This window comes from Pseudomonas sp. B111, assembly GCF_026428275.1.
Classification (GTDB): domain Bacteria; phylum Pseudomonadota; class Gammaproteobacteria; order Pseudomonadales; family Pseudomonadaceae; genus Pseudomonas; species Pseudomonas aeruginosa.
Window position 1 is genome coordinate 292,391 of sequence record NZ_CP097857.1, and the last position, 12,930, is coordinate 305,320.

Here is a 12,930-nt window from a genome sequence, read left to right on the forward strand (position 1 = left end):
AAAGAAACAGAGACCGACTCAATGCAAACCGAACAACTCGTCCAAGTGGCCATCGATGCCCTGGAAGATCTCAAGGCCCAGGACATCGTGACCCTCGATGTGCGGGACAAGACCAGCGTCACCGACTACATGGTGATCGCCTGCGGCAGTTCCAGCCGCCAGGTCAAGTCGCTGGCCGACAACGTCCTGACCAAGGCCAAGGAAAACGGCGTCAAGCCCCTGGGCAGCGAAGGCCTGGAGTCCGGCGAATGGGCGCTGCTCGACCTGGGCGACGTGGTGGTCCACGTGATGCTCCCGGCGACCCGCCAGTTCTACGACCTGGAGCGCCTGTGGCAGGGCGCCGAGCAGAGCCGCGCCCAGCACCAGCCGGAAGAGTGACGCCGGCATGCGGTTGCGCCTGATCGCGGTTGGCTCGCGCATGCCTCGCTGGGTCGAGGAAGGCTGGCAGGAATACGTCAAGCGCCTGCCGGCCGAGCTGTCCCTCGAACTGGTGGAGATCCCGCTCAACACCCGCGGCAAGAACGCCGACGTGGCGCGCCTGATCCGTCAGGAAGGCGAGGCCATGCTGGCGCGCGTGCAGCCGGGGGAACGGGTAGTGACCCTGGAGGTCGAAGGTCGGCCCTGGAGCACCGAGCAACTGGCTCGCGAACTGGATCGCTGGCGTCTCGACGCACGCACCGTGAATCTCATGGTCGGCGGCCCGGAAGGGCTGGCGCCGGAGGTCTGCGCGCGCAGCGAGCAGCGCTGGTCGCTGTCGCCGTTGACGCTGCCGCACCCGTTGGTGCGGATCCTGGTCGGCGAGCAGATCTACCGGGCCTGGACCGTATTGTCCGGGCACCCCTACCACAAATAGTCCCCAGTCCCGATGCCGCAGCCGATCCACCTGAAAGACCACGAGAAAGACGCCCGCCTGGTGCGTCGGCGCGTCATCGTCGGGGCGGTGGCGGTGGTCTTGCTGACCCTGGTGCTGGTGGCGCGCATGTACCACCTGCAGGTGACCCAGTACGAGTACCATTCGACGCTGTCGGAGAACAACCGGGTCCATGTGCAGCCGATCCCGCCGACCCGCGGGATCATCTTCGACCGCAACGGCGTGATCATCGCCGACAACCGGCCGAGCTTCAGCCTGACCATCACCCGCGAACGCACCGAGGACCTGCAGAAGACCCTCGACACGCTGGTGGAGATCCTCGGCCTGACCGAGGACGACCGGGCCATCTTCGAGAAGCGCATGAAGCAGGGGCGGCGTCCGTTCGAGCCGGTTCCCATCATGTTCGAACTCAACGAGGAACAGATCGCCCGCATCGCGGTGAACCAGTTCCGCCTGCCGGGCGTCGACGTGGCGACCCAGTTCGTCCGCCACTACCCGCTGAAGGAGCACTTCGCCCATTCGGTCGGGTACGTCGGGCGGATCAACGAGCAGGAACTGAAGAACCTCGACCCGATCAACTACAGCGGCACCCACCATATCGGCAAGACCGGCATCGAGCGCTTCTATGAGAGCGAGCTGCATGGCACGGTTGGCTACGAGGAAGTCGAGACCAACGCCCGCGGGCGGGTGCTGCGGGTGCTCAAGCGCACCGACCCGATTCCCGGCAAGGACATCGTCCTGAGCATCGACAGCCGCCTGCAGGAGGCCGCCGAGAACGCCCTGGCCGGGCGGCGGGGCGCCATCGTGGCGATCCAGCCGTCCACCGGCGACGTGCTGGCGATGGTCAGCCAGCCGAGCTACGACCCCAACCTGTTCGTCACCGGCATCAGCTTCAAGGCCTATGCCGAGCTGCGCGACTCCATCGACCGACCGCTGTACAACCGCGTCCTGCGCGGGCTCTATCCGCCGGGCTCGACGGTGAAGCCGGCGGTGGCACTGGCCGGCCTCGACGCCGGGGTGGTCACGCCGACCTCGCGGGTCTTCGACCCCGGCTACTACCAGTTGCCCAACTACGACCACAAGTACCGTAACTGGAACCGCTACGGCGATGGCTGGGTGAGCCTGGAGTCGGCGATCTACCGGTCCAACGACACCTATTTCTACGACCTCGCGCACAAGCTGGGGATCGACCGCCTGCACGCCTTCATGAGTCGCTTCGGTTTCGGCCAGAAAGTCGCCCTGGACATGTTCGGCGAAGCCGACGGGCTGATGCCCTCGCGCGAATGGAAGCGCAAGACCCGCCGCCAGGTCTGGTACCCGGGGGAGACCCTGATCCTCGGCATCGGCCAGGGCTACATGCAGGCGACGCCGATCCAGTTGGCGCAGATGACCGCGCTGCTGGCCAACAAGGGCCACTGGATCCGCCCGCACCTGGCCAAGACCATCGACGGCCAGCCGCCGGTCGACCCCGACCCGATGCCCGACATCGTGCTGCGCGACCCGGCCAACTGGGACCGCGTCGACTACGGCATGCAGCAGGTGGTGCATGGCGCCCGCGGCACGGCGCGCAAGGTCGGCGCCACCTCGGCCTACCTGATCGCCGGCAAGAGCGGTACCGCCCAGGTGGTGGCGATCAAGCAGAACGAGCGCTACGACCGCTCCAAGCTGCTCGAGCGGCACCGCGACCACGCCCTGTTCGTCGGCTTCGCGCCGGCCAACAACCCGCAGATCGCGGTGGCGGTGATGGTGGAGAACGGCGAGTCCGGCTCCGGCGTCGCCGCCCCGGTGGTCAAGCAGGTGATGGACGCCTGGCTGCTCGACGAGCACGGCAAGCTCAAGGCCGAATACGCGGAACCCGTCGCGCCGCTCGCGGCGGCGGTGGCCAAGCCCGAACCCACGGCAGCCGAGCCGGAGGCGCCCGCCCTTGAACAGTAACTTCGACCGCACCCTGTCCAACGAAGACGTGATGCGCCGGCGCGCCAGCCTGTTGCAGCGCCTGCACATCGACGGGATTCTCCTGCTGCTGTTGCTGATCCTCGGCGCCACCGGCCTGTTCGTCCTCTATTCGGCGAGCGGCAAGAGCTGGGACATGCTGATGAAGCAGGCCACCTCGTTCGGCCTGGGACTGGGCATGATGGTGGTCATCGCCCAGATCGAGCCGCGCTTCATGGCCCGCTGGGTGCCGCTGGGCTACCTGGTGGGGGTCGCGCTGCTGGTGGTGGTCGACGTGATCGGCCACGACGCCAAGGGGGCGACGCGCTGGATCAACATCCCCGGGGTGATCCGCTTCCAGCCCTCGGAGTTCATGAAGCTGCTGATGCCGATGACGGTGGCCTGGTACCTGTCCAAGCGCAACCTGCCGCCGGGGCTCAAGCACATGGTGATCAGCCTGGCGATCATCATCACCCCGTTCGTGCTGATCCTGAAACAGCCCGACCTCGGCACCGCCATGCTGATCCTCGCTTCCGGCGGCTTCGTGCTGTTCGTCGGCGGCCTGCGCTGGCGCTGGATCGTCGGCGCGGTGTCGGCGGCGGTGCCGATCGCAGTGGCGATGTGGTTCTTCATCATGCACGACTACCAGAAACAGCGGGTGCTGACCTTCCTCGACCCGGAAAGCGACCCGCTGGGCACCGGCTGGAACATCATCCAGTCTAAGGCGGCCATCGGTTCCGGCGGGGTATTCGGCAAGGGCTGGCTGCTGGGCACCCAGTCGCACCTGGATTTTTTGCCGGAAAGCCACACCGACTTTATCATTGCGGTCCTCGGCGAGGAGTTCGGCCTGGTCGGCGTCTGCCTGCTGCTGGTGCTCTACCTGCTGCTGATCAGTCGTGGCCTGGTGATCACCGCCCAGGCGCAGACGCTCTACGGCAAACTGCTGGCCGGTGGCATCACCATGACGTTTTTCGTTTATGTCTTCGTGAATATCGGTATGGTGAGCGGGTTGTTGCCGGTGGTGGGGGTACCGCTGCCTTTCATTAGTTATGGCGGAACTTCGCTGGTTACCCTGTTGTCAGGGTTCGGGGTTCTGATGTCGATCCATACCCATCGGAAGTGGATCGCCCAGGTTTGAGACCAAGAGTGAAGAACGCAATGCAAGTACTGCGTACATGGGCGGCCAGGGGCGTCCAATGGGTCGGCGTAGCCGGCGTCATTGGCCTGTCCGGGGCGGCCCAGGCGGGGGACTACGACGGCTCGCCGCAAGTGGCCGAGTTCGTCAGCGAAATGACCCGCGACTACGGCTTCGCCGGAGAGCAGCTGATGGGGCTGTTCCGCGACGTGAACCGCAAGCAGTCGATCCTCGATGCGATCTCGCGCCCGGCCGAGCGGGTCAAGCAGTGGAAGGAATACCGGCCGATCTTCATCAGCGACGCGCGCATCAGTCGTGGTGTCGACTTCTGGAACAAGCATGCCGAAGACCTGGCGCGGGCGGAGAAGGAATACGGCGTGCCGGCCGAGATCATCGTCTCGATCATCGGCGTGGAAACCTTCTTCGGCCGCAACACCGGCAGCTACCGGGTGATGGACGCGCTGTCCACCCTCGGCTTCGACTACCCGCCGCGGGCCGACTTCTTCCGCAAGGAGTTGCGCGAGTTCCTCCTGCTCGCCCGCGAACAGCAGGTCGACCCGCTCAGCCTGACCGGCTCCTACGCCGGCGCCATGGGCCTGCCGCAATTTATGCCGAGCAGCTTCCGCGCCTACGCGGTGGACTTCGACGGCGATGGCCACATCAATATCTGGAGCGACCCGACCGACGCCATCGGTAGCGTCGCCAGTTACTTCAAGCAGCACGGCTGGGTCACCGGCGAGCCGGTGGTCTCGGTGGCCGAGATCAACGACGAGAGCGCCGAGAGCGCGGTGACCAGGGGCGTCGACCCGACCATGAGCCTGGGCGAGCTGCGTGCCCGCGGCTGGCGCACCCACGATGCGCTGCGCGACGACCAGAAGGTCACGGCGATGCGTTTCGTCGGCGACAAGGGCATCGAGTATTGGGTCGGTTTGCCGAACTTCTACGTGATCACCCGCTATAATCGCAGCGCCATGTATGCCATGGCGGTTTATCAGCTGGCGGGCGAGATTGCCCGCGCGCGAGGTGCCCATTGAGCAAGCGTGTCCGCTCCTCCCTGATCCTGCCCGCCGTCTGCGGCCTCGGGCTGGCGGCCGTGCTGTTGAGCAGTTGCTCCAGCAAGGCGCCCCAGCAGCCGGCCAGGCAGGCGGGCATTTCCGGGCCGGGCGACTATTCCCGTCCGCATCGCGACGGCGCCCCCTGGTGGGACGTCGACGTGTCGCGGATCCCCGATGCGGTGCCGATGCCGCACAACGGTTCGGTGAAGGCCAACCCCTACACCGTGCTGGGCAAGACCTACTACCCGATGAACGATGCGCGGGCCTACCGGATGGTCGGCACCGCGTCCTGGTACGGCACCAAGTTCCACGGCCAGGCCACCGCCAACGGCGAGACCTACGACCTCTACGGCATGACCGCCGCGCACAAGACCCTGCCGTTGCCGAGCTACGTGCGGGTGACCAACCTGGACAACGGCAAGAGCGTGATCGTCCGCGTCAACGACCGCGGCCCGTTCTATTCCGACCGGGTCATCGACCTGTCCTTCGCCGCGGCGAAGAAGCTCGGCTATGCCGAGACCGGCACCGCGCGGGTCAAGGTCGAAGGCATCGACCCGGTGCAGTGGTGGGCCCAGCGTGGCCGGCCGGCGCCGATGGTCCTGGCGCAGCCCAAGCAGGCGGTGGCCCAGGCCCCCGCTGCGACGCAAACTCAGGCGGTGGCGATGGCCCAGCCGATCGAGACCTACACCCCGCCGCCGGCGCAGCACGCGGCCGCCGTGCTGCCGGTGCAGATCGACTCAAAAAAAAACGCTTCATTACCAGCCGATGGCCTGTATCTCCAGGTGGGCGCCTTCGCCAACCCGGATGCAGCGGAGCTGCTGAAGGCCAAGCTGAGCGGCGTGACGGCTGCGCCGGTGTTTATCAGCTCGGTCGTACGCAACCAGCAGATTCTGCACCGGGTGCGGCTGGGACCGATCGGTTCGGCGGACGAGGTTAGCCGCACCCAGGACAGCATCCGCGTGGCCAACCTTGGCCAGCCGACGCTGGTACGCCCCGACTGAGCGCCTACTCACGCAGGGAATTCCCGCAAGGGATTGTTTGACCATTGGTAGAACCAGAGAGACGGATGAACATCACCACTATCGCGAAACGCTTGTCACTGCTTGTCCTGTTCATCGCCCCTACGGCTGGCTGGGCTGCTGAATCCATGGTTCCGGCGCCGCCGCAACTGGCCGCCAAGTCGTACGTCCTGATGGACGGCGAGAGCGGCCAGGTTCTGGTCGAGAACAACGGCGACCAGCGCCTGCCGCCGGCCAGCCTGACCAAACTGATGACCGCCTACATCGCCACCAAGGAGATCGAGGCCGGCCGCATCGGCGAGAACGACCTGGTCACCGTCAGCGAACATGCCTGGCGCACCGGCGGTTCGCGGATGTTCATCAAGGTCGGCAGCCAGGTATCGGTGAGCGACCTGCTGCATGGCATCATCATCCAGTCCGGCAACGACGCCAGCGTCGCCCTGGCCGAGCATATCGCCGGCAGCGAAGACGCCTTCGCCGACATGATGAACACCACCGCGCAGAAGCTGGGCCTGACCAACTCCCACTTCATGGACGCCACCGGCCTGCCCAACCCGGACCACTATTCCTCCGCCCGCGACATGGCGGTGCTGGCCCGCGCGATCATCTACGGCGAGCCGAGCCACTACGCGATCTACGCGCAGAAGGAATTCCTCTGGAACAACATCAAGCAGCCGAACCGCAACCTGCTGCTGTGGCGCGACAAGACCGTCGACGGCCTGAAGACCGGCCACACCGACGAAGCCGGCTACTGCCTGGTGGCTTCCGCGGTACGCGACGGCCAGCGCATGATCGCCGTGGTGTTCGGCACCAACAGCGAGCAGGCCCGCGCCGCCGAGACCCAGAAGCTGCTGACCTATGGCTTCCGCTTCTTCGAAAGCCGCAACTTCTACAAGAAGGGCACCGAGCTGACCAAGGGCCTGGTCTGGAAGGGTTCCGAGCATGAAGTGAAAGCCGGCCTCGCCGAAGACCTGACCATGACCCTGCCGCGCGGCCAGATGCAGAAGCTGCAGGCCAGCATGGTCCTGGAGCCGCAGCTGATGGCGCCGATCCAGCAGGGCCAGGTGATCGGCAAGGTGGAAGTGAAGCTGGACGACAAGGTCATCCGCAGCGCCGACCTGGTCGCCCTCAACGCCGTCGAGGAGGGTGGTTTCTTCCGCCGCCTGTGGGATAGCATCCGCCTGTTCTTCTACGGTTTGTTCAACTGACCGACCGGCGCCCGCCCGCTCACGAGGCCAGCGGGCGCCCGTCCCCGCGGACCACGGGTCCGCCGCCGCCATGACCGATACCCCTGACGTTCAACCCCCGAAAATCGAATTCCCCTGCGAGCGCTATCCGATCAAGGTGATCGGCGACGCTGGCGAAGGTTTCTCCGACCTGGTCGTGGAAATCATCCGGCGCCACGCGCCGGATCTCGACGTCGAGACCCTGGTGGTCCGCGACAGCAGCAAGGGGCGCTTCCTCTCGGTGCAGGTGCTGATCACCGCCACCGATGTCGACCAACTGCAAGCCATCCATAACGACCTGCGCGCGACCGGACGCGTGCACATGGTGCTCTGATGGGACTCGAGCTGGGCTTCCGTGAGCTCGGCGAGGTTCCCTACGAACCGACCTGGCATGCCATGCAGCGCTTCGTTGCCGAACGCGACAAATCGGTAATGGACGAAGCCTGGCTGTTGCAGCACCCTGCGGTCTTCACCCAGGGGCAGGCCGGCAAGGCCGAGCATGTGCTGTTCCCCGGCGACATCCCGGTGATCCAGGTGGATCGCGGCGGCCAGGTGACCTACCACGGCCCCGGCCAGTTGGTCACCTACCTGCTGCTCGATGTCCGCCGCCTGGGACTGGGCGTGCGCGAGCTGGTCAGCCGGATCGAGCAGAGCCTGATCGGCCTGCTGGCGTCCTATGACGTGCAGGCCGTGGCCAAGCCGGACGCGCCGGGTGTCTACGTCGACGGGGCGAAGATCGCCTCCCTCGGCCTGCGCATCCGTAACGGCTGTTCCTTCCATGGCCTGGCGCTGAACCTGGACATGGACCTGCGACCGTTCCAACGAATCAATCCCTGCGGCTACGCCGGGATGCCCATGACCCAACTGCGCGACCTGGTTGGGCCGGTGGATTTTGCCGAGGTGTGTACCCGATTGCGCGCTGAGCTCGTCTCACGCCTTGGCTACGCTGAACAGAAGACCCTTACGGGCGGGATCGAACTGACATGAGCACTGTTGTGGAGAAGTCCGGAGAAGCCAAGCCGGGCAAGGTGGAAGTCGGCGTGAAGCTGCGCGGCGCGGAAAAGGTCGCGCGGATTCCGGTGAAGATCATTCCCACCGAGGAACTGCCGAAGAAACCCGACTGGATCCGCGTGCGCATCCCGGTTTCCCCCGAGGTCGACCGCATCAAGCAACTGCTGCGCAAGCACAAGCTGCACAGCGTCTGCGAAGAGGCGTCCTGCCCGAACCTGGGCGAGTGCTTCTCCGGCGGCACCGCGACCTTCATGATCATGGGTGACATCTGCACCCGGCGCTGCCCGTTCTGCGACGTCGGCCATGGCCGGCCGAAGCCGCTGGACGTCGACGAGCCGACCAACCTGGCCATCGCCATCGCCGACCTGCGGCTGAAGTACGTGGTGATCACCTCGGTGGACCGCGACGACCTGCGCGACGGCGGTGCCCAGCACTTCGCCGACTGCCTGCGCGAGATCCGCAAGCTGTCGCCGGGGATCCAGCTGGAAACCCTGGTGCCCGACTATCGCGGTCGCATGGACATCGCCCTGGAGATCACCGCCAACGAGCCGCCGGACGTGTTCAACCACAACCTGGAGACGGTGCCGCGCCTGTACCGCTCCTCGCGGCCGGGCTCGGACTTCGAGTGGTCGCTGGACCTGCTGCAGAAGTTCAAGCAGATGGTTCCGCACGTACCGACCAAGTCCGGTCTGATGCTCGGCCTGGGCGAGACCGACGACGAGGTCATCGAGGTCATGCAGCGGATGCGCGAGCACGACATCGACATGCTGACCCTCGGCCAGTACCTGCAGCCGTCGCGCAACCACCTGCCGGTGCAGCGCTTCGTGCATCCGGACACCTTCGCCTGGTTCGCCGAGGAAGGCGAGAAGATGGGCTTCAAGAACGTCGCGTCCGGTCCGCTGGTGCGTTCGTCCTACCATGCCGACCAGCAGGCGCACGGCAACAAGATCGGCTGATCGACGCCGCGCCAATGCCTCCGACGCCGCGTCCCTGCACAGGGACGCGGCGTTTTTCTTTGGGCAGCCACCAAGCCTCTTCGGACGTAGGACGAATAACCGCTTGCGGTTATCCGCCGGCGCGTAGGTGAATGCCGTTTGCTCTCATCCCTGTGCGGTAACGAAGCGACTGCGCTGGCCGAGCTGCCGCACCGCCTCGATCAGTGCCTCGGCCGCCAGGCTGGGTTGGCGCGAGAAGGCGTAGAAACGCGCCTCCGGCAGCGTCGGAAAACCCTGTTCCGGGCCCAGTTCGCGCAGCCCCTCGCGCATCTGGCTGCGCGCCACCACCGTCACGGCGAAACCGGCCAGCGCGGCGGACAGGCAGCCGGCCATGCTGGCGCTCTCGAACACCAGGCGCCAGGGACGCGCAGCGGCGCCGAGGGCTGTAATCGCCGCTTCGCGGTAGACGCAGGGTTCGGGGAACAGCGCCAGCGGCAGCGGTTCGCCCACGGGCAGCTCGATCGCGGTCGCCGCGGCCCAGACCAGCGGTTCCTCCCAGAGCAGTTCGCCGTCGTCTCCGACCCGCCGGCACTGCTTGCCGAACACCACGTCGGTGCGCCCCTGGGCCTGCTGGCGGAGCAGGTCGGTGGTGATACCGACCTTGAGTTCGATGGATGCTTCGGGGTGCCAGCGGCGAAAGCGTTGCAGGACGCGTGGCAGCCAGGCGCTGGCGAAGTCCTCCGAAGCGCCGATGCGCAGGCGGTCGCGGATCGGCGTGCCGTGCAGCCTGGCGCGGGCCTCGCGCTCCAGCTCGACGATGTTGCGGGCATAGGCGTAGAGCGTCTCGCCCGCCTGGGTCAGCTCCAGGCGGCGGGTGGTGCGGCTGAGCAGGCTGACGCCGGCTGTCTGTTCCAGGCGCTTGATATGCCCGCTGACTGCGGAGGGAGTGAGCGCGAGATTGTCCGCGGCGAGGGCGAAGCCGCCACTGTCGACCACTTCGAGAAAGGTACGCAACAACACGATATCCAGGGATTGGGAGGTGGGGACGGCAAGCTCCATGAGGTCTTCCATTCATCTCGTTTCATGAATAGTAGACGCTAACTATTCATGAATCACCCTTGGCAAGCGTCCTAGGATGTCCCTTCGCTTTCTCTTGGAGAGGTCCGATGAGCCGCTATGCCTTCGTTTCCACCGATGTCCTGGATATCGCCTACCTGGAGTGGAATCCGCAGGGGGCGCGCAGCGCCGTCTTGTTGCACGGTTGGCCGGACAGCCCGCATGCCTGGAAAGACCTGGCGGAGTCCCTGGCGGACGCCGGCTATCGGGTGCTGGCACCAGCCCTCCGGGGATTCGCCCCGACCCGCTTCCGCGATGCGTCTACTCCGCGCAGCGGGCAACTGGCGGCTCTGGCTTGCGATCTGCTGGCATTCGTCGACGGCCTGGCATTGCAACGTCCCCTGCTGGTCGGCCATGACTGGGGTGCCCGCGCGGTGGCCAGTGCCTGCGGACTGCGCGAGGGCTTCGCCTCGCACCTGGTGATGCTCTCGGTGGGGTACGCCAGTAACGATCCGCAGCAAGTTCTTTCCCTGCCGCAGGCTCGTAGCTTCTGGTACCAGTGGTTCATGGCCACGCCACGCGGCGAGCGTGCGCTGCGCGAGGAGGGCGAGGCGTTCGCCCGGCAGATGTGGGACACCTGGTCGCCGCCGGGATGGTATGCCGAGCGCGATTTCCAGGAGGCCGCCCAGGCCTTCTCCGGGCCGGACTGGGTCGCCGTGGTGCTGCACTATTACCGGCATCGCTGGGGTTTCGTCGCGGGGGAGCCGCGCTACGGGTCGGCGGAACAGCGCTTGCTCCCGGCACCGCGCCTGGCGCTGCCGACCCTGGTGCTGCACGGCGGCGCGGATGCCTGTACCCACCCCGACGGCTCCCGCGGACGCGAGCACTACTTCAGCGGGCGTTACCAGCGGCTGGTGCTGGAGGGCGTCGGCCATTTTCCGCAGCGTGAGGCGGCCAATCAGGTGGCGGACGCGATCCTGCGGTTCTGCGCGGATGACTAGGTCCTGGACGCCGCAGCGGCGGATAACGCCCATGGCGTTATCCGCCCTACGAACCGGTGTGCCGCGAGCGGTCGCGGCGGACGTGGGGTCGTAAGCTCCGCCGGCGGCCCTATGGCGTCCGCAGGCGGTCGAGCAGCGCCGGGGTCGGATAGCCGTCCGCCGGCCAGCCGAACTCCTGCTGGCAGGCGCGGATCGCCTTGCGCGTATTGGCGCCGATGATGCCGTCCACCGCGCCCGGATCGTGTCCGCGGGCGGCCAGTTGCCGTTGCAGCTCGATGCGCTGCGAGCGGCTCAGCGGAACATCCTCCAGCGGCCAGGCGCCGACTATCCGGCCGCCGCCCTTGAAGCTGTCGGCGAGCAGGCCGACGGCCAGGGCATAGGCACTGGAGTTGTTGTACTTGAGGATGGCGCGGAAGTTGTGCAGCACCAGGAAGGCCGGGCCGCGGTGCCCGGCCGGCAGCAGCAGCGAGGCCTGTTCGCCGGAGAGCCCGGAGGGCAGGGGGCCGCCGTTGACACCTTGTACGCCCATCCCTTGCCACTCGCCCAGGGGCTTGCGGATGGTGAGTTCCGCCAGGGAATAGTCGAAGCCTGCCGGCAGGCGGACTTCGAACCCCCAGGGTTGTCCGGCGATCCAGCCGGAGGCTTTCAGGTAGTTGGCGGTGGAGGCCAGGGCGTCGCCGGGCGAGCCCCAGATGTCACGCTTGCCGTCGCCGTCGAAGTCCACGGCATACTGGTTGTAGGTGGTCGGGATGAACTGGGTCTGGCCCATGGCGCCGGCCCAGGAGCCGATCATGAAGGAGGCCGGAACGTCGCCGTGCTGGAGGATCTTCAGGGCGGCGAGCAACTGGGCGTGGGCGAATTCCGGGCGGCGTCCTTCATAGGCGAGGGTCGCCAGGGAGCGGATCACGTTCTTGTTGCCCATGTGCGAGCCGTAGTTGCTCTCCATGCCCCAGATCGCCACCACCGCATCCGCATCCACCGCATAGCGCGCGTCGACTTCGCCGAGGATGCGCGCGTGCTGCGCCAGGCGCGCCTGGCCCTGGCGAACGCGCAGCGGATCGAGGGCGCCTTCCAGGTATTTCCATACCGGCCGGGTGAATTCCGGCTGGCTGCGGTCGGCTTCGACCACGGCGGGATCGGGCTCGACCCCGGCGAAGGCGCGATCGAAGGTCTGCGCATCGATTCCACCGGCCAGCGCCTGTTGACGGAAGGCGTCGCGCCACTGTTCGAAGCTCTGCCCAGGCTGGGCCTCGCTCGGCGCGCCAGCGGACACCGAGGCGGCCGGGCCGGCGCCGGTGAAGGGCGCCTTGGTCTGCAGGGGAGCGGAAGGCTGGTTGTATTCGATTATCGGGTTCTTCTGCGCGCAGGCACTGGAGAGGCCAAGCCCCATGGCGACGACGGTGCTGCCCAGCAGCCCGCTCACCTTCAGCAGGGCGGATCGTTCGGGGTTACGCATTGCTCTCCTCAGCAGGGTCCTCGGGACGGGCCACCTTAGCACGCCGGCCAGAACGCGTCTGCCGTCGTTGGACGCGCCGGCGGGGCCCCGGGTTCGCCAATGTGGTTCCATCGGCGCGGTGGATATCGTTCGCCATATGTTCGGTCACTGTCGGGCGGCCAATGGTTTCGTCCGTACCGCTCCGCCGCCTGTCGAAGCCTCGCGGCGCCCCGGTCCGGGATCGGAGGCGGGAC

At 66.7% G+C, this 12,930-nt stretch carries 13 protein-coding genes; 11 read left to right on the forward strand and 2 right to left on the reverse strand.

The genetic code is table 11. The annotated features are described in order from the left end of the window. The first annotated feature begins 21 nt into the window (after positions 1-21). The 10 genes from rsfS (at position 22) to lipA (ending at position 9,205) form a co-directional block, all read left to right on the forward strand. Positions 22-378 (forward strand): ribosome silencing factor, encoded by a 357-nt coding sequence (gene rsfS / locus M6E97_RS01350; RefSeq protein WP_003100305.1) that lies wholly within the window; start codon positions 22-24, stop codon positions 376-378. Between the two features lie 7 nt (positions 379-385). Continuing rightward, entirely contained in the window at positions 386-853 is a 468-nt protein-coding gene (gene rlmH, locus M6E97_RS01355; protein ID WP_003093193.1) for a 23S rRNA (pseudouridine(1915)-N(3))-methyltransferase RlmH, read from the forward strand. A 12-nt stretch (positions 854-865) separates the two neighbouring features. Continuing rightward, positions 866-2,806, forward strand: coding sequence for a penicillin-binding protein 2 (gene mrdA, locus M6E97_RS01360; protein WP_003093191.1), 1,941 nt, complete (start codon positions 866-868; stop codon positions 2,804-2,806). Between the two features lie 31 nt (positions 2,807-2,837). After that, on the forward strand, positions 2,838-3,941 hold the full coding sequence (rodA, locus tag M6E97_RS01365; protein WP_003114090.1) for a rod shape-determining protein RodA: 1,104 nt from the start codon (positions 2,838-2,840) through the stop codon (positions 3,939-3,941). 8 nt (positions 3,942-3,949) lie between these two features. Then, on the forward strand, positions 3,950-4,972 hold the full coding sequence (mltB, locus tag M6E97_RS01370; protein WP_003132500.1) for a lytic murein transglycosylase B: 1,023 nt from the start codon (positions 3,950-3,952) through the stop codon (positions 4,970-4,972). After that, positions 4,969-5,994, forward strand: a complete 1,026-nt coding sequence (gene rlpA, locus M6E97_RS01375; protein WP_003093184.1) for a septal ring lytic transglycosylase RlpA — start codon at positions 4,969-4,971, stop codon at positions 5,992-5,994. The genes mltB and rlpA overlap by 4 nt, the downstream gene beginning before the upstream one ends. A gap of 65 nt (positions 5,995-6,059) precedes the next feature. Further along, positions 6,060-7,220: a D-alanyl-D-alanine carboxypeptidase family protein gene (locus tag M6E97_RS01380; protein ID WP_003093182.1), complete on the forward strand. Its 1,161-nt coding sequence runs from the start codon at positions 6,060-6,062 to the stop codon at positions 7,218-7,220. A gap of 70 nt (positions 7,221-7,290) precedes the next feature. Continuing rightward, the gene (locus M6E97_RS01385) at positions 7,291-7,572 is read left to right on the forward strand and encodes a DUF493 domain-containing protein (RefSeq protein ID WP_003093179.1); all 282 of its coding nucleotides are present in this window, start codon (positions 7,291-7,293) and stop codon (positions 7,570-7,572) included. After that, a complete protein-coding gene (gene lipB, locus M6E97_RS01390; RefSeq protein ID WP_003093177.1) occupies positions 7,572-8,225 on the forward strand; it encodes a lipoyl(octanoyl) transferase LipB in 654 nt (217 codons plus the stop codon). Before M6E97_RS01385 ends, lipB begins: the two co-directional genes overlap by 1 nt. After that, on the forward strand, positions 8,222-9,205 hold the full coding sequence (lipA, locus tag M6E97_RS01395; RefSeq protein ID WP_003119196.1) for a lipoyl synthase: 984 nt from the start codon (positions 8,222-8,224) through the stop codon (positions 9,203-9,205). Before lipB ends, lipA begins: the two co-directional genes overlap by 4 nt. Before the next feature lie 144 nt (positions 9,206-9,349). Here lipA and M6E97_RS01400 read toward each other — a convergent pair whose 3' ends face one another. After that, positions 9,350-10,243, reverse strand: coding sequence for a LysR family transcriptional regulator (locus M6E97_RS01400; protein WP_003132503.1), 894 nt, complete (start codon positions 10,241-10,243; stop codon positions 9,350-9,352). A 107-nt stretch (positions 10,244-10,350) separates the two neighbouring features. On the opposite strand from M6E97_RS01400, the gene M6E97_RS01405 reads away from it, so the two are divergent. Next, positions 10,351-11,241 (forward strand): alpha/beta fold hydrolase, encoded by an 891-nt coding sequence (locus M6E97_RS01405; RefSeq protein WP_015502373.1) that lies wholly within the window; start codon positions 10,351-10,353, stop codon positions 11,239-11,241. Between the two features lie 109 nt (positions 11,242-11,350). Here M6E97_RS01405 and M6E97_RS01410 read toward each other — a convergent pair whose 3' ends face one another. After that, the gene (locus tag M6E97_RS01410; RefSeq protein ID WP_003093171.1) at positions 11,351-12,697 is read right to left on the reverse strand and encodes a lytic murein transglycosylase; all 1,347 of its coding nucleotides are present in this window, start codon (positions 12,695-12,697) and stop codon (positions 11,351-11,353) included. Between the last annotated feature and the right edge of the window lie 233 nt (positions 12,698-12,930).